Origin of the sequence: Pseudoalteromonas sp. L1, from assembly GCF_021728095.1 — a bacterium.
In the GTDB taxonomy this organism is placed as follows: Bacteria; Pseudomonadota; Gammaproteobacteria; order Enterobacterales; family Alteromonadaceae; genus Pseudoalteromonas.
Genome location: NZ_JAKKCT010000002.1, coordinates 831,676 through 858,644 on the forward strand (window position 1 = coordinate 831,676; position 26,969 = coordinate 858,644).

The 26,969-nt window shown below is 41.7% G+C and carries 26 protein-coding genes and 1 pseudogene; 8 read left to right on the top strand and 19 right to left on the bottom strand.

The features are described from left to right. The first annotated feature begins 114 nt into the window (after positions 1-114). The 3 genes from L3V38_RS09840 (at position 115) to L3V38_RS09850 (ending at position 2,722) form a co-directional block, all read left to right on the top strand. Entirely contained in the window at positions 115-1,005 is an 891-nt protein-coding gene (locus tag L3V38_RS09840; protein ID WP_130151977.1) for a tetratricopeptide repeat protein, read from the top strand. A 216-nt stretch (positions 1,006-1,221) separates the two neighbouring features. Further along, positions 1,222-1,521 carry a helix-turn-helix transcriptional regulator gene (locus L3V38_RS09845; protein ID WP_130151978.1) on the top strand — a complete coding sequence of 100 codons (300 nt, stop codon included), beginning with the start codon at positions 1,222-1,224 and terminating at the stop codon, positions 1,519-1,521. Further along, on the top strand, positions 1,511-2,722 hold the full coding sequence (locus tag L3V38_RS09850; RefSeq protein ID WP_346729900.1) for a HipA domain-containing protein: 1,212 nt from the start codon (positions 1,511-1,513) through the stop codon (positions 2,720-2,722). The genes L3V38_RS09845 and L3V38_RS09850 overlap by 11 nt, the downstream gene beginning before the upstream one ends. 186 nt (positions 2,723-2,908) lie before the next feature. Here L3V38_RS09850 and L3V38_RS09855 read toward each other — a convergent pair whose 3' ends face one another. From L3V38_RS09855 to L3V38_RS09870, 4 genes are all read right to left on the bottom strand, one after another. Next, a complete protein-coding gene (locus tag L3V38_RS09855) occupies positions 2,909-3,619 on the bottom strand; it encodes a nuclear transport factor 2 family protein (RefSeq protein ID WP_237119291.1) in 711 nt (236 codons plus the stop codon). 70 nt (positions 3,620-3,689) lie between these two features. Further along, on the bottom strand, positions 3,690-4,430 hold the full coding sequence (locus tag L3V38_RS09860; protein ID WP_237119292.1) for a ferredoxin--NADP reductase: 741 nt from the start codon (positions 4,428-4,430) through the stop codon (positions 3,690-3,692). A 212-nt stretch (positions 4,431-4,642) separates the two neighbouring features. After that, complete coding sequence (gene deoD, locus L3V38_RS09865) at positions 4,643-5,344, bottom strand: purine-nucleoside phosphorylase (RefSeq protein ID WP_036972525.1); 702 nt, start codon at positions 5,342-5,344, stop codon at positions 4,643-4,645. Further along, a complete protein-coding gene (locus L3V38_RS09870; protein ID WP_237119293.1) occupies positions 5,344-6,573 on the bottom strand; it encodes a phosphopentomutase in 1,230 nt (409 codons plus the stop codon). Before L3V38_RS09870 ends, deoD begins: the two co-directional genes overlap by 1 nt. A gap of 191 nt (positions 6,574-6,764) precedes the next feature. Between L3V38_RS09870 and udk the strand changes: the two genes are divergently transcribed. From udk to L3V38_RS09885, 3 genes are all read left to right on the top strand, one after another. Continuing rightward, the gene (gene udk, locus L3V38_RS09875) at positions 6,765-7,394 is read left to right on the top strand and encodes a uridine kinase (protein ID WP_054553619.1); all 630 of its coding nucleotides are present in this window, start codon (positions 6,765-6,767) and stop codon (positions 7,392-7,394) included. Positions 7,395-7,412: 18 nt separating this feature from the next. Further along, positions 7,413-8,768, top strand: a complete 1,356-nt coding sequence (locus L3V38_RS09880; protein WP_237119294.1) for a NupC/NupG family nucleoside CNT transporter — start codon at positions 7,413-7,415, stop codon at positions 8,766-8,768. A gap of 157 nt (positions 8,769-8,925) precedes the next feature. Further along, positions 8,926-9,657, top strand: coding sequence for a transporter substrate-binding domain-containing protein (locus L3V38_RS09885; RefSeq protein WP_237119295.1), 732 nt, complete (start codon positions 8,926-8,928; stop codon positions 9,655-9,657). On the opposite strand, the gene L3V38_RS09890 is transcribed toward L3V38_RS09885, so the two are convergent. The 15 genes and pseudogenes from L3V38_RS09890 to L3V38_RS09960 all read right to left on the bottom strand — a co-directional run bounded on the left by L3V38_RS09890 (position 9,654) and on the right by L3V38_RS09960 (position 23,647). Continuing rightward, on the bottom strand, positions 9,654-10,418 hold the full coding sequence (locus L3V38_RS09890; protein WP_237119296.1) for a transporter substrate-binding domain-containing protein: 765 nt from the start codon (positions 10,416-10,418) through the stop codon (positions 9,654-9,656). The two genes, L3V38_RS09885 and L3V38_RS09890, sit on opposite strands and share 4 nt — an antisense overlap. Before the next feature lie 109 nt (positions 10,419-10,527). Then, a complete protein-coding gene (locus tag L3V38_RS09895) occupies positions 10,528-10,737 on the bottom strand; it encodes a cold-shock protein (protein ID WP_130151984.1) in 210 nt (69 codons plus the stop codon). Between the two features lie 245 nt (positions 10,738-10,982). After that, positions 10,983-11,687: a hypothetical protein gene (locus L3V38_RS09900; protein ID WP_237119297.1), complete on the bottom strand. Its 705-nt coding sequence runs from the start codon at positions 11,685-11,687 to the stop codon at positions 10,983-10,985. Continuing rightward, positions 11,675-12,421 (bottom strand): iron transporter, encoded by a 747-nt coding sequence (locus L3V38_RS09905; RefSeq protein WP_130151986.1) that lies wholly within the window; start codon positions 12,419-12,421, stop codon positions 11,675-11,677. The genes L3V38_RS09900 and L3V38_RS09905 overlap by 13 nt, the downstream gene beginning before the upstream one ends. Then, entirely contained in the window at positions 12,408-12,728 is a 321-nt protein-coding gene (locus tag L3V38_RS09910; protein ID WP_130152429.1) for a cupredoxin domain-containing protein, read from the bottom strand. The genes L3V38_RS09905 and L3V38_RS09910 overlap by 14 nt, the downstream gene beginning before the upstream one ends. A gap of 19 nt (positions 12,729-12,747) precedes the next feature. Beyond that, positions 12,748-14,058: an ATP-binding protein gene (locus L3V38_RS09915; RefSeq protein ID WP_237119298.1), complete on the bottom strand. Its 1,311-nt coding sequence runs from the start codon at positions 14,056-14,058 to the stop codon at positions 12,748-12,750. Next, positions 14,058-14,717 carry a response regulator transcription factor gene (locus L3V38_RS09920; protein ID WP_063703908.1) on the bottom strand — a complete coding sequence of 220 codons (660 nt, stop codon included), beginning with the start codon at positions 14,715-14,717 and terminating at the stop codon, positions 14,058-14,060. The genes L3V38_RS09915 and L3V38_RS09920 overlap by 1 nt, the downstream gene beginning before the upstream one ends. A gap of 3 nt (positions 14,718-14,720) precedes the next feature. Beyond that, complete coding sequence (locus tag L3V38_RS09925; RefSeq protein ID WP_233999102.1) at positions 14,721-15,341, bottom strand: hypothetical protein; 621 nt, start codon at positions 15,339-15,341, stop codon at positions 14,721-14,723. Between the two features lie 47 nt (positions 15,342-15,388). After that, positions 15,389-16,165, bottom strand: a complete 777-nt coding sequence (locus L3V38_RS09930) for an SDR family oxidoreductase (RefSeq protein ID WP_237119299.1) — start codon at positions 16,163-16,165, stop codon at positions 15,389-15,391. Then, the gene (locus L3V38_RS09935; protein WP_105173768.1) at positions 16,162-16,851 is read right to left on the bottom strand and encodes an iron-containing redox enzyme family protein; all 690 of its coding nucleotides are present in this window, start codon (positions 16,849-16,851) and stop codon (positions 16,162-16,164) included. The genes L3V38_RS09930 and L3V38_RS09935 overlap by 4 nt, the downstream gene beginning before the upstream one ends. A 474-nt stretch (positions 16,852-17,325) precedes the next feature. Next, positions 17,326-18,321 (bottom strand): annotated as a pseudogene (locus L3V38_RS09940) (AMP-binding protein); the annotation flags it as partial. Continuing rightward, positions 18,318-18,959: a thermostable hemolysin gene (locus L3V38_RS09945; RefSeq protein ID WP_237119300.1), complete on the bottom strand. Its 642-nt coding sequence runs from the start codon at positions 18,957-18,959 to the stop codon at positions 18,318-18,320. The pseudogene L3V38_RS09940 and the gene L3V38_RS09945, both read right to left, overlap by 4 nt. Positions 18,960-19,144: 185 nt before the next feature. Continuing rightward, positions 19,145-21,304, bottom strand: a complete 2,160-nt coding sequence (locus L3V38_RS09950; RefSeq protein ID WP_237119301.1) for a S46 family peptidase — start codon at positions 21,302-21,304, stop codon at positions 19,145-19,147. Positions 21,305-21,418: 114 nt separating this feature from the next. Then, a complete protein-coding gene (gene folE2 / locus L3V38_RS09955; RefSeq protein ID WP_237119302.1) occupies positions 21,419-22,303 on the bottom strand; it encodes a GTP cyclohydrolase FolE2 in 885 nt (294 codons plus the stop codon). 12 nt (positions 22,304-22,315) lie between these two features. Beyond that, positions 22,316-23,647, bottom strand: coding sequence for a dihydroorotase (locus L3V38_RS09960; protein WP_237119303.1), 1,332 nt, complete (start codon positions 23,645-23,647; stop codon positions 22,316-22,318). A 129-nt stretch (positions 23,648-23,776) separates the two neighbouring features. On the opposite strand from L3V38_RS09960, the gene L3V38_RS09965 reads away from it, so the two are divergent. Then, the gene (locus tag L3V38_RS09965; RefSeq protein ID WP_237119304.1) at positions 23,777-24,712 is read left to right on the top strand and encodes an endonuclease/exonuclease/phosphatase family protein; all 936 of its coding nucleotides are present in this window, start codon (positions 23,777-23,779) and stop codon (positions 24,710-24,712) included. A 15-nt stretch (positions 24,713-24,727) separates the two neighbouring features. Further along, positions 24,728-26,893: a M3 family metallopeptidase gene (locus tag L3V38_RS09970; RefSeq protein ID WP_237119305.1), complete on the top strand. Its 2,166-nt coding sequence runs from the start codon at positions 24,728-24,730 to the stop codon at positions 26,891-26,893. Positions 26,894-26,969: the final 76 nt, after the last annotated feature.

Genomic DNA, 26,969 nt, shown 5'->3' on the forward strand with positions numbered 1-26,969 from the left:
TTATGTTGTTTATGCAGTTTAACCAGCTCACCCTACGAGCTGGTTTTTTTTGCCTAGTCCATAGTGCTCACGCATGTTACAGTTAGCCTAGAATTCACTATAAATGAATAAGCTATGCGTTATATCTTACTATTAATTACCCTATTAATGAGCCTTTCAACCCTTGCTAGTGCTCAAAACGAAACAGAAAACCGCCCTGCGCTGACAGAAGCCGAGCAACAGCAAGCTCTCGATAAGCTACAAGAGCCTATGTATAAACCGCTCTTAGAGCGCTATATTCTTGATGAGCTTAAAGCTGTGCGCCAAGATCAACAAAAGTTACGCGAAGATGTAACAAAACAAGTCGCTCACACTCAATTAGATACTGCTGACCGTGCTTTAACTTATACAACGGACACGATAAATAATGTCTTCTTCATTATTACGATTACTGCATCGATCTTGGTTTTAGTAGGCTGGAATTCATTACGTGATGTGAAAAATAAAGTAGAAGACATCGTAAATACACGCGTGAGTGCGATCACTAAAGAATATGAAGAACGTCTTAAAGTATTAGAAGAGAAGCTACGTGAACGTTCTGAAGAGATTCTGCTCAATCAGCAAAAGATCTCAATTACAAACGAAGTGCACTCTTTATGGATGCGAGCTAATTTAGAAAGTGATGTTGCGAATAAGATTGAAATATTCGATGAAATTTTAAAACGTAAACCAGAAGATGTTGAAGCTATTGCCTACAAAGCAGATGCGCTACTTGAGATAAACGAAACAGGCGAAGCAATCGAGTTATGTAACCAAGCGCTTGAAATAGATAGTGACTATGGTTATGCGTATTGGCAACGAGCCTGTGCGTATGCTTTATTACATAAACATGCAGATGCGATTGCTGATATTCGTATGTCTTTGGAATATTCACCAAATCTTCGTAATGAACTACTACATGAAAGTGCCTTTGCAAGCTTGCACGACAATGAAAGCTTCAATTCGTTGGTAAACGAAACGGCTTAGCCAAGACGCGCGAAGGATACGTTGGGTCGAGCGGAGCGACACCCAACGTAAAGGAGCTTTAAGCCGTAGGTGCTAGAACGCAATATGAAATCGCTGCTACCACGAATCTAGTAATTTTCCCCTTATAACTCGCTAACTTTGTCTCCCTCTCTTGTAAAAAAAACAAATACCGCTAAACTAATCATTAAACACCTAATGACTTATAAAGTAATCAATATGCGTTCTGAGCAGGCTGTAAAAATGGCACAAAAACTGGGAGATTTGATTCGCCAGCACCGAACTCTTCATTATACGCAAAGTACATTTGCGAAAATGATTGGGGTATCACGTTCGACTGTACAAAAGTTAGAACAAGGTGATGTCGTGAAAAGTGATATTCTTTTTGAAGCGCTGGTTGTACTTAACTTACAAGGAGCGCTTCTTGACGAAATAAATGAATTAGCAGCCGACGTAGGTGGATACAATGCTCGCCAACGTAAACGAAATTCACCACAGGAAATTAATGATGACTTCTGAGTGCTATGTATTTATAGATGGTTTAGAAGAAAAACCCATTATCTGTGGTTACTTTAAATTAGATAATCAATCGGGTCGCGGTGAGTTCAACTATGGTAAGAGTTATTTAGCCCGAAGCGATGCCTTTGCTCTAGACCCAATACATCTTCCATTAAAGTCAGGGATTTTTAGTTACACCGCTAATAAAGGAGTGTTTGGCGTATTGAGTGATGCAGGAGCTGACTCATGGGGCCGCAAGTTAATTCTTTCGCTTCATAATACAAAACCTAAAAACGAGCTAGAGTTTTTACTAGCAGGCTCTGGGTATGGTGTAGGAGCTCTTGTTTTTAGTCTCTCTCGAAGTGCCTCAAAACATAAAACTAACAAAAACACCTTGTCTGATTTAGCCTTACTAGACCAAGCTAAAGATGACTTGCTGGCGAATAAAACAATTTCAGAAGAAGCTAAGAAAGCATTTGAGTTTGGCCAAAGCATGGGGGGAGCTAGACCAAAGACCTCTATACAAATTGACAACAAACTCTACTTAGCAAAATTCAATCGCCAAGATGATTTATTCAATTTAGTCAGAGCCGAGCATGCTGCAATGAAAATGGCAGAACAGCTTGGCATTAATACTGCTCCTACCTTCATTCATGAAACACATACCGGTGATGTGCTACTTGTTGAGCGATTTGATGTATGCAATGGTTTACCAACACACCACTTTTTAAGTGCAAATAGCTTACTTCAAAAGCCCAAAATTGCTATGAGTGACCTTTCAAGTAACTACTCATATGGTCAATTAGCTGAATTCATTAGGCATCAAACAATACAAAATGCAGGCGATGCTGAAGAGCTGTTTAAGCGGATGGTGTTCAATGCGTACATAGGTAATACAGATGATCACACTCGCAATCATGCATTCTTATATTCATTTTCACAAAAAAATTGGCGATTAAGTCCAGCCTATGACATCACTCCTATCAACAACTCAAAACAACATGGCCTTGGTTTTGGCGATGATGGGCGTTATGCAAGTAAAAGCAATTTTTTATCTCAGGCAAAACGGTTTGGATTAGCAACTTCAGCAGCAAAAAATATCATTAAAGAGATAGAAGAATATTGCAAAGATTGGCCGATTCACTTTAAACACTTTGCAGACGTTAGTGATGAAGATATCACTCGTTTAAAAGGTGTAATTCCCGAAATAAATGAAGGTTGATAGCAAAAAAGCATGAAACAAGTTTCACGCCTACATGTAGCCGCAGGTTTATCCCGCGTCATTAGGTGCTAGGATTTAGGTGCTGGCGCTTGGTTCTAGGTGCTAGAACGCGATGTGAAATCGCTGCTACCACGAATCGAGTAACTTTCATCGATCCAAAAAAAGAGCAGCTAAGCTGCTCTTTTTTTATCTGAAAAATAATACTTTGGTTATTTTACCGTTTTCGATTTGGTAACTTGTAACAAACTCAGCCCGTTTATCAACCACATTCGGGTCTTCTGAGCAGGTTTCTGATAACTCATGATCAATCACTATATTGCCATGCACAATACGTTTAATTGGCGATGATTTGATACACTTTAATTTTTTAAACATGATGCCGTAGCGAGCTATAAGTTTCTCTTTTCCTGTGAACATAAGCTCGTTAGGAAACGTATAAAACTCAACATTTTCGTCATACATTTTGATAAAAGCATCAATATTACGGGCGTTATAAGCGGCAATAACTTGTTCTATAACCGCTGTTGCCTCTCGTGACTGACGCGCCTTTTCTTGCTGTTTCTCAGTAAGTGCTTTTTTAGCTTTAGCAACAGCTTGTTCAGCCTCATTTACAGCCTCTTGTTTTTCCTCTGCGGTCTTAGGCTGTTCTGCCGGTGCTGGGTTTTGTGAACCTAATACCTTACTGTCATCAACCTCAGCCACCGGTTTTTTAGCTTGGGCTGAGCTCGGTACTTGCTGAGTCGCTGACTTCTGTTCAATAAATTCAAGGCTATCAACGTCTTTCTTTTCAGGTTCGTTTCCTGAAGCTGGCTGAGCTTGCTTTTGTTCAGTGCTTAACTCTGAGGCAGCCAATTGCCATGAAATAAATAGACTTATTGCAAAAAGTAACGGTTTCATAGTTTTCCTAAACAGACCATGCTCATTTGAGGCGCTAAAGTAGCAAATTCTAGCTATTAGGCATAGCTTTTTACCAATATTGCTCAACAGTTATATGACCAGGATCACGACGCCTATTGCGGCTAAAGCCAAGCTCTAGCAAAATAGCTGTTGTATCTTTCACCATTTCTGGGTTACCACAAATCATAAATTGTGTAGTATCAGGCACAGCAGGATGACCTGTAACATCAAACAAACGGTGGTCTTTAATTACATCTGTGATCCGACCATTAAACCCCATTGTGGCTGACTCTCGGCTGACTACAGGAGAATAATGCAAGTTTGAGTACTGTTGCTGTAGCGCTTTAATACGAGCTTGGTAGCTCAAATCTTCGTTGAGGCGCACGCCATGTACAAGGTGAACATGCTCGAACTTTTGCCACACCTCCCCCTGCTCTAATATTGAAATAAAAGGCCCAAGTGCCGTACCTGTACTCAGCATGTAAAGCTGCTCACTGCTTGGCACTTCATCAAGGGTAAAAAAGCCTGTGGCGCGGCGCTCAATAGTGACGCTATCGCCTGGCTTTAATTGTGCCAGCTGCTGAGAAAGTTGACCGTCTTTAACATTGATCAAATAAAACTCAAGGTCAGGATTATTCGGCGCATTCACATAAGAATAGGCACGTGCAACACGTTTATCACCCACTTGCATAGCGAGTTTAGTAAACTGCCCTGCGGTGAATGGTTCTACGTCTGCATTTACAATTAAGCTAAATAATGAGTCTGTCCACCATTTAACGTCTTTGACCTTAGCTTCAACCCAATTAGACATACACATCCTCAATTGTTGTTCCTCTATTAAAAGTGGCAACGGTTGGCTGAATTTTCAAGTTTTAGGGGGCGGTTGCGAGACGCGAGGAGGATTTTACGCGAGGTAAATAAGTTAGCTATAAAAAAAGCCGCATAAATGCGGCTTTGAGGTTAGTCTCACTTCACTTTGGGCGTGTCTCCAAATTTCAGTGAATACGTTACCAAGGAACTTGTTTAAATTGATTCTAAAGCAATTTTAACCATTTCGTTAAAGGTGCTTTGACGCTCTTCACTTGGTGTCGCTTCACCAGTGATTACGTGGTCACTTACAGTAAATAGTGCCATCGCTTTTGCGCCGTATTCAGCGGCTACGCCGTACATGCCAGCTGTTTCCATATCAACAGCAAGTACGCCTAGCTTGTCTAATTCTTGATAGAATGTGTTATCTGCTTGGTAGAATGTATCTGTTGTAAATACATTACCTACTTTCGCTTCAATGCCTAATTCTTTTGCTGCGTTTACGCCGTTAAGTAATAAACCAAAATCAGCAATTGCGGCAAAGTCGTAACCACGTACGCGCGCACGGTTTACGTTTGAATCTGTGCTTGCACCTTGTGCAAAGATAACGTCACGGATTTTGATATCGCTACCAATACCGCCACAGGTACCAATACGAATTAGATTTTTAACGCCGTAACTAACGATCAATTCACGGGCATAAATTGACATTGATGGAATACCCATCCCAGAGCCCATAATACTCACTGGTTTACCTTTGTAGGTACCGGTAAAACCATACATATTACGAACGCCTGTTACTTGTTTTGCGTCATCTAAAAAGTTTTCAGCAATGTATTGAGCGCGAAGCGGATCACCCGGCATTAATACCGTTTCTGCAAATTCGCCTACATTGGCGCTGATATGAGGAGTACTCATTATTGGTTTCCTTTTTTGTTCGCTAATAGCTTGTCGTTAAAGCTATCACCGTATTCAAGTGCAGGAAGATTAAACCACTGGGCAAGGGTTTGACCTATGTCTGCAAAACTAGCTCGTTCTCCAAGCGGGGTGTTTGTCATTCCCGGTTGGTAAGCAAGTACTGGCACGTATTCACGTGTATGGTCACTACCTGCTGCTGTTGGATCACATCCGTGATCGGCCGTGATAATTAATACATCATCACTATTTAGCTGATTTAAAATGGTCGGTAGGTAATCATCAAACTCTTTTAATGCTTTAGCATAGCCAACTGCATTACGGCGATGACCGTACTTTTCATCAAAATCAACTAAGTTTGTAAAAATCAAACTATGCTCTGGTGCGCTTGCAATCACTTCTGAGGTTTTCTCAAGCAAGTTCATTAGCCCTGGCGCTTTGTGTTTTTGGGTGATGCCTTGGTGCGCATAGATATCGGCAATTTTACCAATACTGATCACTTCACCGCCGTCTTGCGATAATTTATCAAGCAAGGTTGGCGACGGTGGTAACACCGAATAGTCACGACGATTACCTGTACGGGCAAAATCGTCACGGCTTGAACCCAAAAATGGCCGCGCAATCACTCTTCCTATGTTCATTTCATCAAGCAGCGCCCGTGCGATTTCGCAAACCTGATAAAGTTTCTCTAGTCCAAATGATTCTTCGTGCGCGGCTATTTGAAACACGCTATCAACTGAGGTGTAGCAAATCGGCATACCGGTTTGCATGTGTTCTTCACCTAGTTGCTCTAAAATGGTTGTTCCTGAGGCATAGCAGTTACCTAAAATGCCAGGGATCTCTGCACGAGCAATTAGCTCGTCAACAAATTCTTGCGGAAAACACGGCTGTGTATTTGGGAAGTAACCCCAATCAAATAACACAGGAACACCGGCCATTTCCCAGTGTCCTGAAGGCGTGTCTTTACCACTTGATAACTCTTTAGCGTAACCCCATGCGCCAATAGGTGCTTGGCGGTCACTGACTAAACACGGTTCTTTACCTGCGGCTTCGCATGCATCGGCCAAACCTAAACGGGTAAGATTAGGTAGCGATAAGTGCTCACCGGTTTCTTCAGCATAGGCTTTGAGTAAATGAGCGAAAGTATTAGCGCCTACGTCACCAAACTTCTCTGCGTCAGGTGCTGCGCCAATTCCTAGGCTATCTGCCATTAAGATGAGTGCTCTTGCCATGGGTACCTCGTTATCAATATGTGAATACTTTATATGCTCTTCGAATTTTTGGTACAGGACATAAGTCCTGTTTCATAAAACAGAAACATTATAAATTTGCACCTCTGAGCGAAGCAAAAGAGATTAATCGTGTCTTTTTTGCTATTGTGATCTACCTAACAATGTTTCCTTCTGTGTGGGCGAGAACTTTAGTGACACGAACAATTATAGCTATTGCTGGCGCATCTGCGTCGGGCAAGTCTCTTTTTAGCAAGACAATTTATAACGAATTAGTCAATGAGCTTGAACCGGGCGCGATCGCAGTGATCGAAGAAGATGCTTATTACAAAGACCAGTCGCATTTGCCGTTTGACCATCGAACGCAAACCAATTACGACCATCCTGATGCTTTCGAGCATGAGCTTTTGCATGAGCACTTACTTCAATTGCGCGCTGGAAAATCAGTAGACGTACCAACTTATGACTATGCAATGCATACCCGTAGCGATGAAACGCGTCGAGTGGCACCTGCAAAAGTACTTATCGTTGAAGGTATTTTGCTACTGAGTGATCCGGCACTTCGAAAAGAATTTGATATTAAGGTGTTCATTGATACACCGTTAGATATCTGCCTTATGCGCCGTATGCAACGAGATATGGAGCAGCGTGGCAGAACATTACAGTCCGTTGTTGATCAATATCAAGCGACAGTGCGACCTATGTTTTATCAGTTTATTGAGCCATCAAAGCACAAAGCTGATCTCGTAGTCACACGCGGCGGTATGAATCGCGTTGCCATTGATATAATTAAAAGTAAAATAAAATACTTACTGCAACAATAACAACGGGAAATAGTCAGTATGACAACATTTATGAGCTTAGTGGGCATTGTTGTGCTACTAGGCATTGCTTTTGCGGCTTCAACGAACCGTAAAGCAATTAATTTAAGAACTGTAGGCATCGCCTTTTTACTTCAAGTGTTAATTGGTGGCTTTGTCTTGTTCTTTGAAGCGGGCAAAAACGTACTGGCAAGTATGTCGCTAGGCGTTTCATCGGTTATTGGTTATGCCAATGACGGGATTAGCTTCTTATTTGGCTCACTGGCATCGCAAGATACTTTAGGGTTTATTTTTGCGATACAAGTATTGCCCGTTATCGTGTTCTTCTCAGCCCTCGTTGCTGTGTTGTATCACATCGGGGTAATGGATTGGATAATCAAGATTCTAGGCGGTGGCTTACAAAAGCTATTGAAAACCTCGCGCCCTGAATCGCTTTCTGCGACCGCCAATATTTTCGTTGGCCAAACAGAAGCACCATTGATTGTTAAGCCATTTATCGCCAGCATGACTAAGTCAGAGCTATTTGCGGTAATGGTAGGTGGCCTTGCTACCGTAGCAGGTTCTGTTATGGCAGGTTACGTAACAATTGGTGTAGAGCTTAAATACTTGATTGCAGCCAGCTTTATGGCGGCACCAGGTGGTTTCTTAATGGCAAAAATGATTGTGCCTGAGACCGAAACACCAAAAGAAGATTTAGCTGATTTAGACGTACAAGAAGAAAAACCGGTTAACGTAATTGATGCAGCCGCATCAGGTGCCGCAAACGGTATGCAACTGGCACTGAACGTAGGTGCGATGTTACTTGCTTTTGTAGCATTAATAGCCCTGTTAAATGGTCTTTTTGGAGGCATTGGAGGTTTACTAGCAAGTATTGGTGGTTGGCTAATTAGCCTCGCTGATTTATTAGATGGCAGTACGGTTTGGGCAGCCTCGGTAGTGGATGGAATTGCTAGTTTATTTAATGGTATCGGTGCTTGGTTAAAGGAAGTTGGTGCTTTAGTTAGCACCCTGACATTACAAATGATTTTAGGTTACGTATTCGCTCCGGTTGCATGGCTATTAGGTGTACCTTGGGACGAAGCAGTAATCGCAGGCAGTTTTATAGGTCAGAAGGTAGTAGTTAACGAATTTGTTGCTTACCTCGATTTTATTAATTATCGCGATACGTTAAGTGCGCACACACAAGCGATTGTCACATTCGCGTTATGTGGGTTTGCTAACTTATCATCGATAGCAATTTTACTAGGTGGATTAGGCGGTATGGCGCCTAGTCGGCGAAAGGATATCGCACGCTTAGGGCTCAGAGCAGTGTTAGCAGGATCTATGGCTAACCTCATGAGTGCAGCAATTGCAGGTTTTTTCCTCTCGCTAGCTTAGAAACTTAATGAGATGAGCCGTAGTTGCAAAACAATAGGATAGGACTTTAAGGGGTTAAAGGTCTATCTGACTTGAACGATACTTCACCAAGGGCCGCAAGGCCCTTTTATCGTTTTATGTGCTAAGATTTATTTACTAAGTCTTTTTAAGTACATAAATGAAAAATTCTCTATTTTTATTCGCCTTATTATGTATAAGTTGGCCTGCTCATAGTGAACCGACATTAACAGTCGTGACCGAGCTTTCTCCTCCCAACCAAACGCTAATTAACAACCAAGTTGCAGGCGACAGTACACAGCTTGTTAAGTCTATATTTGCCAAAGCTAATTTAACAGCCAACATTGAACTGTATCCGTGGGCACGCGCTTATAGCATGGCACTAAAAAAGCCAAATACGCTTATTTATAGCATGGCAAAAACACCTGAACGAGAAAGTAAATTCGAATGGATTGGAGCAGTAGCGACTTACCGCATGGGCTTTGTAAAGCTTACACAACGCGCTGATATTAATATAACAGCAAGCGAACAAGCTAAGCAGTATAAAGTTGCAGTTCAACGTGATGACCTTTCAGCAAAGCAGCTTTCTGAACGAGGCTATACCCTGATATACACTTCAGATATAACCCGCTCTTATCAATTGCTCATATCAGGCAAAGTAGACCTTATTGTCGATGATAAAAACTACATAGCGGCAATGGCAGACCAATTAGCACAAGACGAACACAACTTCACCTTTGCTCATACCATCGACTTCTTAGCTATGAAAGGCTACCTTGCAGCAAATAAGAATACAGATCCAAATTACATTAAAGCACTGAAAGACGCTTTTTTAGATGTAGCAAAGAGCCAGACTTATCGAAAAGTGATGATGCAAACTGAATATAATTAGTGCTGACTGACCAAGTACTCATTTATTAACTTGTCTAACTTACCTTGTTTCATTAGCTTTTGATAGCTGTTTTGAAATTGCTCAACAATCTCTTTAGGCATATTTTTATTCAACGCTAAAAAGTTACCCGTCGTATCGTTAAGGGGGAGTTCTATTAACTTTACAACTTCTTGACCCGCATAACCGTATTGCATGAGTTGATAATGGAAGGATAATTCTGAGCCGATAATAAGGTCGAGCTTTCCCTTAAAGAATAAGTTAATGCATTCATAATAATGGCTAAATTTAAGTAAATTCTGCTCATTTTCAAAACCAATATTTTCTACAAACTGCTCATAAATACTGTCTCTAACCACACCTAGAGTGTAATCTTTCACCTCAGATAAATCTCGCGGATTAACTTGGGGATTCGATTTTAAGCGGTAAAAATAATTACGGGATGAAGCCATAGGTCCAACCCAATTAAATAAAGGCTCTCTATCTGGGATACGTGCTGTAGACACCAACCCTGCCATCGGCTCCTCTTGCGCTAAGTGATATGCTCTAGACCACGGTAATAAGACGAATCGACATTCAATATCTGCATCCACACACATTGCTCTTACAAATCGAAGGTTAATTCCTTCCAAGTAGCCTTTATTAGAGAAGTTATAAGGGGGAAACTGCTCGGTATAGATGGTCACACTGTGCTTGGCGTACACAACAGGTGTAATGTACAAACACGCTAATACAAGATATCTAAAAATGGCTAAAATACTCAAATACGACGACTGAATTAACTATAGAAATGTTCATGCTACCAGTCAATTTTTAGGCATAAAAAAAGCAAGCCGTAGCTTGCTTCTTCTTAATTTTTACTAAAAGTAAAAATTATAACGGAGTGATGTTATCCGCTTGAGGGCCTTTTTGACCTTGTGAAAGAGTGAACTCTACACGTTGGCCTTCAGCTAAAGTTTTGAAACCTTCGCTTTTGATAGCGCTGAAGTGTGCAAACACGTCTGGGCCATTTTCTTGCTCGATGAAACCAAAACCTTTAGATTCGTTAAACCACTTAACTGTACCTGAAACAACGTTAGACATAGTCATATTCCTGATATAAAAAATTAAACAATGCCCTTAATGGGCGGGTATAGCAAAAAATCAGATGGAACTTAAAAACTTCAGGACGGTACTACAAGTATTACTTATACAACAACGAAATAAAGATTTAATTACACGCTTTCTTTCTAGCTGCGCCATACTATATAGAGTTACTAGAATAAGTCAAACACTATCGAACGCTGCATAGGCCATCATAAACAGGGCTTGCAGATACTTTTGAATAATTAAAACTCAAACTCTAGCGCCAAACGAAAGCTATGATCTTTGCCCGACTGACTCAGCTCACTAATAAAACCAGCTTCCCATTTTAATTGATGCTTGGGGCTAAAACGGTGCAAACCTATAAAACCTGGGCCAACACCAAAAAAGTCTTCACCTGCGTAAATTTCAATAGATGGTTGAAACTCAGAGCGATAGCGATAACGATACTGGGCACGAAATTCACTTTCCCACTCGTTTTCAATATCAGCCCCCCACTCATAAACTACAAAGGCATTAAGAGTTAAACTCGTGCGACCAAACTCTTTTTCCCATAAGAAACCACTTGTCGCTTCATATGCATCTAGAGTGTGCTGTTTTTCAAGCTCAAATAATGCGCCCCAATCTGCCCATAAACGGCCTTGCTCAACTAGCTGCCAACGAAGCTCAACCTCGTAAGAAGCTAAACCAAAATCACCATTGTCATCGCGTTCTCCTACTACATAACCTTCTAAGCTCATAGTATCGTTAATTGCACCACCAAAGCCTGCGCGCTGCGCTAGCACATTACCGTTATCAGTTTGCCTAGATACCAAACGCCACTCAACTTCACGCTCAAAGGGAAGTACATAAGGGTGATATACTTTATCAACCACCATGCCATCTGCATGTACGACTTGGCTGATACTTGCTAACAGCAAACAACTTAAACTAACTATTAAGAACCGCATACAGGCTCCTTGGTCTCTTTAATTTTTAAAACGCGAACTATGGTGATAAATGCGAGTGTAGCAACGACATACACCCACAGCGCGGTTTTACTCGGCGTGGCTTCGTAGCCCACTAAGGCTTTTAATACTCGCCCAAGCTCAGAGTTTTCAACTAAAAACCCACGCCAATCTAAATAATTTGCGGTCACATCAAGTAAGTCGACCTGACTTGCTAAATCAAGAAGTACCAGTAACTTTGCTGTTGCATTGAAGGCTAGCAACACAATCAAAGGCTGCACGCCAGCACGCTTGGTAATACTTTCAAGCAAAAAGAACAGTAACACACCAAAGCTAATACAAATGCCAACACCTAGAAAAGTACCCAGTATTAATGGCTCAGCGGTATCTTTACTGTGCCAAAAACTCACTAAATAAATCATGTAATGGCTTAAATACAAAGCCATGGTTGCAATCAAGGCCAGCGCAGCCGCTATGCTTCGTTGCTGACAGCTAATTAATGCAGCGACAAAAATTATGATACACAGCAGCATTTGTATGAACTCTAAGCCTCGATGATCAAATAACTGGCTAAGCCAAGCAGCAGTTTGTACGAATACCAAACTCATCAAGATACCAATAACGGCATAAATACTCACTTGGCGCTGACTTAAAGGCACGATCAAGCTCAAAAGCACGGCTAAAATCACCACTGGCAGAAGCTGGTTAATGGTCATTAATAAACTAGTTATCAGCATCTTTCACCTGTGTAGCCACAACAGTTCCTCGTGCCGTATTAGGCGAAAACTCGCCAAAAAAGTCATAACGCCCAGGGCTGAGTGGTCCGATATAAATGACACTCGTGCGACCTGGGTAGAGCACTTTTTCGCGGTTTAAGTCAAAACTATCGAATTCTTCTGGGGTGTCATCTTGGTTTTCGATCAAAAGCCGCAACTTCTTATTGGCAGGTACTTTAATTTCAGCAGGATAAAACAAATGCTCTTTTAAAATCAGCTTGTACTCTTTGGCATAAGCAAGCCAAGACGACATACATAGTAGCAGCATAGAAAGCGCCAATATCCATTTATTCACTCACTTCTCCTTGCATAAAGGAGACACTCACTCGCAAGCCACCAAGGTGACTATCTGCTAAAGCAATATCAGCGTTATAAATCGACACTATGTGTTCAACAATGGCCATACCCAGCCCAGCTCCTTGCTCACCTGATGGATGTTTATCGCCACCCACACGGTAGAAACGGTTAAAAATACGCTGTTTTTGAGCTTCATCAATACCAGGGCCTGAGTCATCTACTTGCCAGATAAAACGATTATTTTCGGCTTTCAAGGTAATACAAATCTCTCCCACAGCGGGGGTATATTTTATGGCGTTACTTAGTAGATTGCCAAACAAAGTGAGCAAGGTAAATTCGTCACCTGCAATAACAAAATCATCGCCATCAATGCTAATGGTATGCTCTTTTTCATCTATACGCTCATAAAGTTGTGCCACTACTTGCTGGCTAATTTCTAATACCGATATAGGGCTAAATTGTGCTTGCCATTGCTCTGGATAAGTACGACCCAAAATCAACATCTGTTCAACGATATTGCTCAGTTTATCAACGCCTTTTTCCATCGCATCAAGCTCAACACTCTCAACACCTTGAGCCACTAAATTATGCACATTGATTTTTAAACTACTCAGCGGCGTGCGCAGTTCATGGGCCGCATCGGAGGCAAAAAAACGCTCTCGTAAATAAGCACTTTCAACCCGTTTGAATAGATCGTTTAAGCGACTAATTACAGGTTTTATTTCTTGCTCTGGGGTTTGCCAAGGGATTGCAGTAAAGTCATTTGCTTGACGATGTTTAAGCTGATTCGACAACCGAGTTAGTGGCGCAAGCCCTTGTTTTACAAACACACTAATAAGGAGAGCAAGGATAGGCACACTCCATAGCAGCGGCGTCATGGCCGACAAAATTACGGTTTCGGTTAGCGCCACACGTTTACTCAAAGGCTCTGCAATAAGCACACGCTTATTACCTTCGCTTAAGCGATACACTTTGACTCGTTGCCCTGCCAAGTTCTCAACACTAAACCCGGTTTGCCACTGACTTTGATTGCTAGAGTTATGCTGCAATGATTTTGAGCTTGAGGCCAAGCTGTCATCAACCCAAACTTGAAATAATAACTGCGGTAGATCACTCGTATAGGCTGGAGCTTCTTTACTGATTGGCTGTTCGATTAACACATGTGCCAGCGTTACCAGCTCGTTATCGAGCAGTGCTTCAGCCTGATTCATACTTTCACGGTAACCTTTAGTAAATGCCAAAAAGCAGGTTAAGATCACCATAGACAATATGAGTAGAGTCAGCCTTTTACGAATTGACACTAGCGCTTACCCACCACATAACCAATGCCGCGTAAGGTTTTAATAAACTCTTTTGGGAATTTTTTACGCAAGTGATGAATGTGCACTTCGATGGTATTTGACCCCACCTCTTCGCCCCATTCATACAGTTTATTCTCTAACTGCTGTTTTGATTGCACGCGGCCTTGGTTTTCTAGCAAGGCTTTAAGGAGCATAAACTCTTTACGTGGCAAGTTTACTGGCTCACCTTGAAAACTCACGGTAAAAGCGGCGGTGTCCATTTCAACATCACCGACTTTTAAAGTGCTGGTCTGAGCTTGGGTCACACGCCTGCTGGCAACCCGAAGACGGGCAAATAATTCTGCGGGATCAAAAGGCTTTGCAAGGTAATCATCAGCACCTAAATCTAGCCCCATGACTTTATCATCAATACTGCCCCGAGCCGTTAAAATCACCACGGGCAGGTTTTTACGATGCTTTTTGATGTGTTTTAAAATGTCGATGCCATCACCGTCTGGTAGTCCTAAATCAAGGACTACCAGCTCAATTTCATCATTTTGCAGCCATTGCATCGCTGACTTAACGGTCGAACTATGTTCTACACTGTATCCTTGTTGACGTAAAGAACGACACAGGCCTTCTGCCACTAAATGGTCGTCTTCAACGAGCAATAAATGCATAGTTTATCTCTTTATTTTTTTCTCTACCTTAGCCAATAGTTTAGTAATTTCTTGTTGGCGGTAAAGATCTGCTTTTGGTCTATCAGGGCGCGCTGGCGCTTGCTGTGCAACCAATAAAAACTCTCTAGCTGATTTATACTTGCGCTCGTCATACAGAAATGACGCATATAAATAGTTGCTATCGATACCACGCGGGTTTAGCTCAAGCGCTTGCTTAAACAATTTTTTCGCTTCATCGTCATCACCAAAACCAATTGGCCAACCTGGTACTTTACCGTATAAGGTTGCAAGGCTGGTGTATGCTGAGCCATCAAGCGCTTTTGGATCTAGGCTTAGCGCTTTTTCAAATTGTGCTTTCGCATCTTTTGCAAGACCTAGCGCACCTAAGCCCCCTTTTGCACCTGCATAGCTCGATAACACAATACCGTACCAAATATGGCTAGCTGCTTGCTGGTCATTGGCTTTGGTAAACTCTGCAGTTTCGCTCGCTAACTTTTCGAATGCATCTAACTGCGCATCTTCAACTAATTCGTAATTAACCACTGCCCACTGTTTTTGCACCGAACTTAAATCACTATTAAAGTCAGCTTTTGCAGGTGCAGCCATGATAACACCTAACATCATTAGGGCTTTAAAATTTAGTTTAGTCATAATCATTCACCTTAATCAATTTAGTTGGCAAAAAAACTTTTAATTTTAGGAAGTTGTTTTGCTATTGCGTTATCAACGAGTGATGGAAATGCACCGTTAATACGGGCAAATAATGTTTCTGGAAAACCAATAAAACGACGACGTTTTTTTGATTTAATCAAATCTATTAATGCATCAGCCACTTTTTCTGGCGGATCCATGGTGTTACCCAGCTCTTTGTTCATCGCGCGTACTTGCGGCGAATTAATCGCGGTATCGGTGGCACGAGGCGCTAAATACAATACTTTGACATCGCTGTGGCTGAGCTCTCTGGCAAGGGCTTCGGTCATCCCTCTTAGGCCAAACTTGCTAGCGCAGTACAAGGTTTGATACGGATAACCAATGCTGCCAAACGACGAACCAATATTGACAATCGTGCCTTTATTGCGGGTCACTTGTGGTAAAAAAAGCTGACACAATTTAATAGGCACATGCAGATTAATATTTAACAGGTGATCAATTTGCTGTTCGCTAATTTCACTAAACCCCTGCATTACATTAACGCCTGCGTTATTGATTAGTAGTGTTGCCCCGCCAATTTGCTGAGCAAACTTAGCAAGATCATCGCGAGATTCGCTGTTACTTAGGTCAGCCTGAAAATACTCAGCATCATTGCTACATTCCAATTGCAGTGCAGCAAGTTGCTTCACATTTCGACCAACAAGTAATAAACGCCAACCTTCTTTTGCAAGGCGAAGGGCAATAGCACGGCCAATGCCCCCTGTTGCACCGGTTAGCACACAAACTGGGCTACTCATGCGCTTTGCTCCAAGTCAGCCTCGCTAAAGAAAGGTTCTGAATCGAGGTCACGGAAAATATTGCCGTACAGTTTATAAAAACATTTTGCGGCGTGAATGATGGCTTGCTGGTCGTCCTCGTTATCAATTTTGTTCATAAGATTTTCGAAAAACTTCACATGTTCAATATCCAGTGCACCGTGCGAAGTAAGGTAGGTAAACGCCTTTTTAGGTAAACCTACAACCTCACGGATTTGCCCTGCTGCATTATCGGCTAATGCAATCGAAGTGCCTTCAAGTACATGAACCATGCCAAAGAATGCTAATGGGTTACCGCGATTAATTGCATCGTAGGCGTACGACACCATTAATTCGGTCGAAAACTGTGGACGAGAATGACGTACTAGCTCTTTATCAAAACCGCATGCTGCAATATCGTTTAGCACCCATTCTTGGTGGCCTAACTCTTCTTCGATGTATTCTGCAACAGCTTCGCGCAGCCACTCTTGTTTATCGCTCAGCTTTGCACCGACTGCCATCAGCAGTGGTACTGTATGCTTAACATGGTGATAAGCTTGCGTTAAGAACGATGCATATTCACTTAGGCTTACTTCACCTTTAAAAACGCGGCCAATAATCGGCGCAGCTAAAAGGTAGTCACGTTCTTTCTGTGTTTCGGCTTGTAATGTATTGAAAAATTGACTCATGCTCGTCGCCTCTTGATAAAGTGCTGAAATCTCTGTAGCAAAAAATTGATTAATAACATCGCGTTTAGGGCGATTATTGCTAGTTAATAAACCTTGCGTGTGGCTCATAGGCTCTGCCATTCGATGCCATTTTCTGATCTGTGCGTATTCGGGTAGTTGCGCGTTTTGTGCCGTAATATGGGTAGCAAGTTCAGCGTCACTCATCGCTTGGTTTGCATAGATAAGCGCGGCTAAAAATGCCTGGCCTTCACCAATCACCACCGCTTGTTGTACTTGACTGTGGCTAAGCAATAACGACTCAGGCCACTCGGCGCTGATATTGCGCCCAAAGCTGGTGATCAGCTGATTTTTCAAGCGGCCTTGTATAATCAAGCGACCTGCTTGCTCAGTAACGAGATCGCCGGTTGCATACCAATCGTCAGCATTTTGCGCGGCTTGACCTAAGTACCCCAAAAACAATGAGCCTTTGATATAAAGCTGGCCATTTTCAATTTTGTATTGAATGTGCTTTAGCACTCGCCCTGCGGTGTCGATGTCATCATCAGTCTGTGTATTTAGGCTCACCACCGATGAAGATTCAGATAAACCATAGCCTTGATAAACAGGTAAACCGAGCTCACGGGCTTGCTTAATAAGCGCTTGGCTTACAACCGCGCCACCTACAGCAATAAACTGTAAGCTTGTAGGTACTTGCCAGCCTTGCTTTGCAAAAGCCACTAAACAAGTCAGTAACTCAGGCACTAAAATAAGGGTATTTGGCTCAGTGCGTTCAATTGCCGCTATTAATTTATGTGGTTCAAGTAGCTGCGCTCCTGAAAAACCAAGTTCAGCTAAAGGCACTAAGTTAACTGTGCCACCTGCTAATAGCGGCGCATACACACCCGCTAAATTCTCAAGTAAAACCGGTAGCGGCAGTAAACATAAATGGTTTGGTTTTTCTAAACCAATGCTTTGATAAAGTGATGTCGCTACCTGCATTTGACTCTCTAGCGATAAACACACCCCTTTAGGTGTGCCCGTTGAGCCCGACGTAAAGGTAATCTTTTGCGTGTTTGCAAAATAAGGTACAGACTGTGTATTACTCAATTGATAAACATATAAAGGGTAATACTTACATACATCCACTAGCGCCACTAATTTTGCATGCTCACCTTCGTAAGCGCGGTCACATACAAATAACCCTGCCCCACTGTTTTGCAAACCAAACGCAATTTGCTGGGCAGTAAAAAACGTTGGTAGTGGAATCGCCACTCTTTGAAGCTCGCTAAGCGCAGCTTCTAATACACACCAAGCGGGTGTGTTATCTAATTGGTAAGCAACACCTTGGGCATCAAATTCAGCTAAGGTAGGAAGCAAACGAGTCACTTGTTCTATAAATTCTTGTTTAGTTAGTGAGCGCACACCTTCACTTTGATGGCAAACCATCAAGGTGTCGCTATCCTTATGCGGTAACTGTGTTAACCAGCTCATAACGCCTCCAAATAAACAGCCAATTCAAGAGATGACTGTAAACACTGTTGTTTGATATTGAATAAAACGGGGGTATTTAATACACGTTGATGTGCTTCGTTTAGGTCAACCACACAAATGGTTGGTTGATTGTCGTAATAGCTACCCCAGCTTGCTGGATCTTGTAGTGCTTGTGCATTGGCAACACCGATTTCTTTGCAATTTACACCCAGCATTTTTAATAGCGCTCTCACTTTACGGGTCGCACAAAACACTAAATATTTTGCTCCCGCTTGATAGAGTGCTTCGTTCATTAAAACAAAATGTGCCAAGGTGGCTTTTCGATGCGTTGAGCATAAATTACCTAGCTCAAAAATGTGCTCACGCTTGGCACCAACAAAGTGCTCAATAGACGCAGGGAGGTATTGTTCAATAAACAAAGGTTGTGATGCAGAGCGAAGACCTAACGTACATACTTCATCATCAACATTAAGCTCACAAAGAAGCGGCATGAACTGCGAAATTTTCGCGTCATAAGCTGCAGCAAAACCTTGCTTGATATTACGCTCAAGACGGTCACGGAATTGACCTCCTTCACGCGTGCAAACAAAGGCAGGCTCTTGAACTTGAGTTTGATGTGATTGTTGAACTGAAAGCATAATTGTTCGCTCCACTTAGGTTATGTGTAAAATTTATCGAGCGAAACTTAAATAAAACTTAAGAAAAATTAATTTTTATAAATATTTTTCAACCTTATGAAATTTAATGTTTTTATTTTTATAAAAACAAAAATGCCAGTCTGTTTGACTGGCATTTTAATACTTAAATTAATGTTAAACTTAGATTACTTAACGATAGTCATCTCTTTAAGTAGGTTTTGAGCATTATCAACTTTATCCATCACCCACAACATGTATCGTGAATCAACGTGAATTGAGCGATTTAAGTTTTCATCATAATCCCAATCACCAATAATGCTTTCGTAAACACCATCAAATAACAAACCAACGAGCTCAGCATTACCGTTTAACGTTGGAGAGCCTGAGTTACCACCTGTGGTATCTACGTTCGATAAAAAGTTAACCGGAACAGTATTCATACCGCCGGTGTAATCGCCATAAAGCTTTTGCTTAATTAACTCGTTTTGTTTCTCTGGTGAGTTGAATGGCTCAACACCGGTATTTTTAGCAAGCAGTCCTTCTAAAGATGTAAAGGGGGTTGCCACTAAGCCATCTTGCGGTGAATAGCCGCCTACCGTACCGTAAGTTACACGCAGGGTGCTGTTAGCATCTGCATAAACAGGCTTATTAAGCGCCTTGTTATAAGCTATGATTGCCTCCATTAATGCAGGGCGAGCAGCTTGCTGTTTACCAGCCAGTTCTTTTTTCGCATCCTCCATGTCTTTAGTAACGGCAAAAACAGCATGTGCATATTGAATAAATGGATCGCTACTTTGCTTTAACTGAGCAAAGTCAAGATCTGCCATCCACAAACGTTTGCTTTCATCTGCAAGAACCGATTTAGCATACATATCATCAAGTAACGCTTGTTGTTTTTGCTTATCAAAACCGCTTGTTAAACCCAGCGCTTTATCGACTTCTACAACGCGCTCATCGTTTGGTAATGCGGCATATTGCTCAATAAAGTACAGTAAGATAGCTTTATCAACTGTTTCATCATAACGACGACTCATGCTTTCTAAACGTGATTTAATGCGTGGCATATCACGCTCTTGATAACCGCTTTCGCGTTCAGCGTCTGGCTTTTGTTTTTCATATGCTAAACGATACAGCATACGAGCCGATGACATCATTTGTGAACGGTGTACGTAACCTAACATACGGTCGCGCTGGTTATGTTCTTGAGACTCAGCAACTAGCGCCGTTAAATCAGCAAGTACATGTCCGTATTTAGCTTTGCGTTTACTATCTTCATTGATCCACGCAGTGAGATCTTTTTCGAATTGTTGCTTGCGGCTATACATTGAGCCTTTATTGAAGCTCTCAATCATTGAGCCGTAGTTTTTAATGTAGTTGTTGTAACCCGCGATCGTACTTTCATAAGCGATTCGTGCCTCTGAACCCTCTGGCGCATTTTCTTCAATCAACGAGACATATTTAGAGTTATATTTACGTGCTAATGGGTAAGCTGTGTTAAACACATAATCAACTTCAGGCGAAATACGGTAACGGTTTGTGCTGCCTGGGTATCCGGTCACCATCACAAAATCGCCTTCTTGTACGCCCTTAGCACTTACTTTTAAAAATGCGTCACTTTGGTACGGCACGTTATCTTCTGAATATTCAGCAGGCTTGCCATCTTTGCCAACATACGCACGATAGAACGAAAAATCACCGGTATGACGCGGCCACATCCAGTTGTCGATATCACCGCCGTATTTACCTACGCCCATAGCGGGCGCATACGCTAAACGTACATCTTTAATTTCAAGCGATTTGATTAGGTAATACTCAAGACCACCATGGAAAGTATACACATTACAGCGATAGCTCTTGTCTTGTTCACACTCACTAACAAGTGCTTTTTCATTTGCTTGAATAGCATCAAAGCGTGCTTTACCGGTTAGCTGTTCAGTACCTTGGTTTACTTTATCAGTTACTTCAACCACTTCCTCGGTTACATAAACACGAGAGCCAGGGGCTGCAGGCACTTCATCATTGTGCTTTTTTGCTAAAAAGCCATTTTCTAAAATGTTGTTTTCGGTGGTCGAGTTATATTGAATCGAACCATAGGCACAGTGATGGTTTGTTACAACTAAGCCTTTTGGTGATACAAACGAAGCCGTACAACCACCAAGACTGATCACCGCATTCATCGGAAACTCTGTTAATTTTGAAATTGACTCTACATCAATGCTCAAGCCTTTCGCTTTTAAAACTGATTCAAGTTCTGGCAGTTGATGAGGTTGCCACATACCCTCGTCGGCAACGGCAACATTTGCCACAGCAATACCCACTGCAGCAGCAATAAATTTAAAACGCATAGTCATCCTTTTTTATAATATTTTTGGCAGGCATATCATTAACCTTGTTTTTATTAATAGCAATAATTTGCGACTACCTTTGTCAAAATTTGTAAACACTTAAGGTTATGAGATCTAATACTTAGACTCATGAACTACTGCATTGTGGCCATGTAAGCTTTCTTGGTGTTCAACCTTAAATTGGTAGTCAGCAATACTCGGCATGGTTTCGAGGCGTTGTTTTAATCGTCTTGCCGCATCTTCACAAAACAGTAAGTTTTTTGCGTTAAGGGCTGCAAATGCTTGTTCATCTTCACGTTTAACAGCGGTTTGTACTGGAGTACCAATGGCTTGCTCACATACGGTGATAAAGCCGCTAATATCAGGTAGCTTTTCACTACTAAAAGTGACATCAATATAAGCGTAAGAGCGCTGGCTATGAGGGGTTGCAATTGAGCCCTGTTCACTTGCAAGCCAATTGAGTAAAGATGCTTTATCTATACTCGCATCGCTAAATTGCTTATCGACCGCTTCGCTCAAAAGCTGCCTTGATAATGCCGCTGAGCATGGGCAGGTGCTGCTGTAGGCAATATCAACTTTTAAGTTAATGGTGAGTGATTGCTGCTTTGTAATCGTTAATACAACAGGGTAAGCATTGTAACCTGCATGGTCGCTCAGGAGCGCTTGTTTTAGCAGTGGTAAATCAAAATGCAGCACTAGTTTTGCGCCTTTACTTAAGCCTTTTTGTGATGCTAAAACGGCCTCCATAAACTCGTTAATACGTTGAGTCGATAAGCTTTGATTAGCCAATAGCTGATTAAGTAGTAAATAAAGCCGCGACATATGAATGCCTTTAGCATCACTATCAAGGCTAACAAACACATCGGCTTTGGCATTAAGGTGTACATCAACATGAGGTTGTGCAAGCTTCAAAGGCAATGCTATTTTTTCCATACCCACCCATTTTAAAGGCGACTGAAAATCTACATTGGAGTGTGAGGTAATATCGGGTAATTGCATATCAATTTCTTTTTAACGATTGAATGTTAAGGCCATAGCGGCCTGTTTGTGCGGGGTTACGTGCTGCCCATCAAAGACACACTCACCATTTACAAAGGTATGTGTTATACGGTGTGAAAAGGTGGTGCCACTAAATGGAGTCCATTGGCATAAATAATGTGTATTTGTGTGCTCAACGTGCTTTTCTGCGTTTGGGTCAACCAAGACTAAATCAGCAAAATAACCTTCACGAATAAAGCCCCGCTCTTCAATAGCAAATCGCTTTGCCACGTTATGCGCCGTTTTTTCAACAACTTGCTCAAGGCTTAACGCACCGCGTTTTACTTGCTCAAGTAGCGACAGTAATGCATGCTCAACTAACGGGAGACCTGCTGGCGCAATACTGTATTGTTGCTGCTTTTCTTGCCAAGTATGAGGCGCATGATCGGTGGCAATGATATCAATGCGGCCATCGCGTACTGCTGCGAGTAGCGCTTGGCGATCTTGCTCTGATTTTATAGCGGGGTTACATTTAATTTGATTGCCATAGTTTGCGTAATCGTCTTGGTTAAACCACAAATGATGCACGCAGGCTTCGGCGGTTATGTGCTTTTGCTCTATGGGTGCGTTACTAAATAGTTCTAGCTCTTTTGCTGTTGTTAGGTGTAAAACATGTAGCTGTGAACCATAGCGTTTTGCCAGCGATACGGCATACGATGATGATGCATAGCACGCTAACTCATCACGAATTAATGGGTGATGTTCGATTCGTAACTCGCCATAACGTTTTTCTAAACGACACTGATTCTGTTGAATAACCTCCCCTTGCTCGCAATGAGTTGCAATAAGTACGGGGCTTTCGCGAAAAATAGCCTCTAGAGCGTGAGGGTGTTCAACCAGTAAATCGCCTGTTGATGCCCCCATAAATACTTTAACGCCGCATACCTTTTTGGCATCAAGGGCTTTAATTTCATCGAGGTTATTAGGGGTTGCGCCAAAGTAAAACGCATAATTCGCAGAGCTGGTTTGCGCCGCTATTGCGTATTTATCTGCCAGTGCTTTTGCCGTGGTGGTCGAGGGTGAAACATTAGGCATTTCCATAAAGCTGGTAATGCCACCAGCCACAGCAGCGGCGGATTCACTGGCAATCGTCCCTTTATGTGTTAGACCTGGCTCTCTAAAATGGACTTGGTCATCGATCATACCAGGTAACAGCAATAAACCGTTCGCATCAATCACCTCATCATTGGTCTTGGAACTGATATCTTTGGCAATTTCAGCGATTCGATTACCAACAATTCGTACATCGTTTATTTCGCGTTGTCCTTCATTAACAACGCAGGCATGTTTAATTATGATAGCCATACGACTCCTTGCTTATTCAGCAACATTTGCAACTTATCGTAAAAAAATGCACTCCATGGCAAGATTGATTGCAGATTAAATTGTTACAATATAACATACCACATCATTATTCTTAGGTAATAGTCGTAGATGAAAATAATTAAGCATCCGTATTTGACTAGCTTGGCATTACTACTGTTATCAGTTGTAAATAGTAATTTTGCAAATGCCAAAAGCTTACGCGTGGTCACTTGGAACACCGAACACTTAGCAGCTCACAATGGTAAAGGCTGTAAAGCCAGAGACACTGAAAGTTACACTCAGATGCGCCAATACGCTCAATCACTTGATGCAGATGTAATTGCACTTCAAGAAGTTGACTCTCTGGCGGCTGTTGAACGAATATTTCCTGACTCAAAATGGCAAATAATCATGTCATCACGAACTGATTCGCCCAGTTACACTTGTAGAGAAAACAAGCAAGCATCAACACAACAAAAAGTCGCCTTCGTGGTGAGAAAGCCTATTTTAATAAAACAGGTTAACCACCTAAGTGAGTTAGCTAAAGCGAAAGTGGATGCAAGAGAAGCGATTCATTTACAAATTGAACAAGCGGGTAAACCATTAAACTTACTTAATGTTCATATGAAAAGTGGCTGCTTTGTTGAAAATTATGAAGTATCAAATAAATCAAATTGTGCAATATACGCTAAACAAGCTGAGTATTTAAAAAGCTACCTAGCCCAGCAAAACTTAGCTCGCGAAAACTGGCTTATACTGGGTGATTTTAACCATCATTTAACAGCCACAGATAACCATTTTAGAGTTGAGCTTTTAGCAGCTTCTGACTATAAAAATAAAAAAGATTATAGTGATGGTTCGCCACTTATCGCAGCTAATAACCTTTTTATCGCAACAGATGGTGTAGTAGGTTGTCATCCAAAGTACCCTTTGCCCATTGATCACATTGTGACATCAGCTTCCATGAGGCGCGCTTTGGTGCCATCTTCTGTGAAATTTCACAATTACAACACAGAGCATATGTTAAGCGATCACTGTGCTTTATCAGCGCAATTTAATTTTTAAAAGAAAGAGAAAACAATGAAACACGTACTCGCAACCGCGATTAGCTCAGCGTTATTATTAACGGCATGTTCTGAGCCACAAACAACAGAAAATAAAACAACAACTGAACAAGTTGCAACAACGGCTGACGTTGAGCAAGCAAACCCATTATTAGTAAAAAGCGTATTACAATACGAAACGCCTGACTTTAGTGTAATTAAAGATGAGCACTTTATGCCTGCTTTCAATAAAGGCATGACAGAGCAAATGGCTGAAGTACAAGCTATTATTAGTAATCAAGCTAAGCCTGACTTTCAAAACACCATTGTTGCCCTTGAGCTAAGTGGCGAATTACTGACTCGCACCCGCAGCATTTTTTATAATCTAGCAGGGAGTGATTCAAACCCTAAACGTCGTGAAATACAAAAAGAGCTCGCACCAAAGCTTGCTGCACATAACGACAATATCTTTTTAAATAAAGACTTATTTGAGAAAGTCTCTGCTGTATATGCTGAGTCAGATAAATTAGCATTAACCGCTGAAGAAAAACGTCTGTTAGATGTTTACTACAAGCGTTTTGTACGTGCCGGTGCGAAACTAACCGCAGAAGAAAAGCAACAGATCCGTGATATTAATACAAAACATTCAAGCTTAACGACTCAGTTTTCGCAGAACTTATTAGCACTGACTAAAACGAACGTTGTGCTTGTTGATGACAAAGCTGAGCTTGAAGGTTTACCTGCAGGTCAAATCGAACAGCTTGCTAATGCAGCAACAGAAGCTGGCCACTCTGGCAAATACCTAATTAAGATCACCAACACGACACGCCAACCTATTTTAGCGACACTTAAAAACCGTGATTTACGTGAAAAAATTTGGCGTGCTTCAGCTGAGCGTGCACTTTCTGGTGAAAACAGTAACCGTGAAATCGTTGCAGAACTTGCTCAGTTACGTGCTCAAAAAGCTAAGCTACTTGGTTATGATAGCTGGGCGGCATTCGGACTAGAGTCACAAATGGCGAAAACGCCGCAGGCAGTATTTGATATGTTTGCTGGTATGATCCCTGCGTTAATGCAAAACGTCAATGCAGAGGCTGAAGCAATCCAAGCTAAGATCGATGAGTCAGGTGAACAGTTCAAACTACAACCTTGGGATTGGTTATTCTACGCAGAACAAGTTCGTAAAGATAAGTACAACCTAGACGAAAATGCAGTTAAAGAATACTTTGAATTTAATCGTGTGCTAGAAGACGGTGTATTCTTCACCATGAACCGTTTATACGGTATTACTTTCAAACCACGTAACGATATTCCAGTTTACCATCCTGATGTTAAAGCCTATGAGCTTTTTGATGAAAACGGTAACAGCTTAGCCATTTTCTTTGCTGACTACTTTGCTCGCGAAGGTAAGCGTGGCGGTGCATGGATGAGCTCATTTGTAAAACAATCAGGCCTTAAAGAACAAAAGCCTGTTGTTGTTAATGTAATGAACATCCAAAAAGGTGCGAATGGTGAACCTACGCTTATCAGCTATGATGAAGCGACGACTATTTTCCACGAATTAGGCCACGGCTTACACGGCATGTTCTCAAAAGTAAAATATCCTATGCTTTCAGGTACGTCGGTATCACGCGACTTCGTTGAATTCCCGTCAACGTTCGAAGAAGACTGGGCAATGTATCCTGAAGTTATCGCAAACTATGCGAAACACCATAAAACAGGTGAACCAATTCCTGATGAGTTACTGAAAAAAGTAATCCAATCACGTAGCTTCAACCAAGGTTTTGATACGTTAGAATATGTTGCTGCTGCACTTCTTGATATGGAATGGCACTCACTGCCTGCAGATGCACCATTACAAGACATTGAAGAGTTTGAGCAACAAGCACTTACAAAACATGGTGTAAATGTACCATTTGTACCACCACGTTATAAATCAGCATTCTTCTCACACTCTATGGGTGGCGGCTACTCAGCTGGTTACTACGCATATATGTGGAGTGAAATTTTAGCAGCTGATGCCTTTGCTTATGTACAAGAGCAAGGCGGTTTAACTCGCAAAATGGGTGACAAATACCGTAAAGAAATTTTAGAAATGGGCAACTCGCGCGACTTAATGGAATCGTATAAAGCATTCCGAGGCCAAGAGCCAGACACTTCAGCGTTATTAAAACGCCGCGGTTTAAAAGCGACGGTTCAATAGTTTTGTAATGCAACTTTTTGCTTGCCCTGACATGGGCAGGTAAGAAAATACAAAGTCAGCATAAATTAAAAAAGCC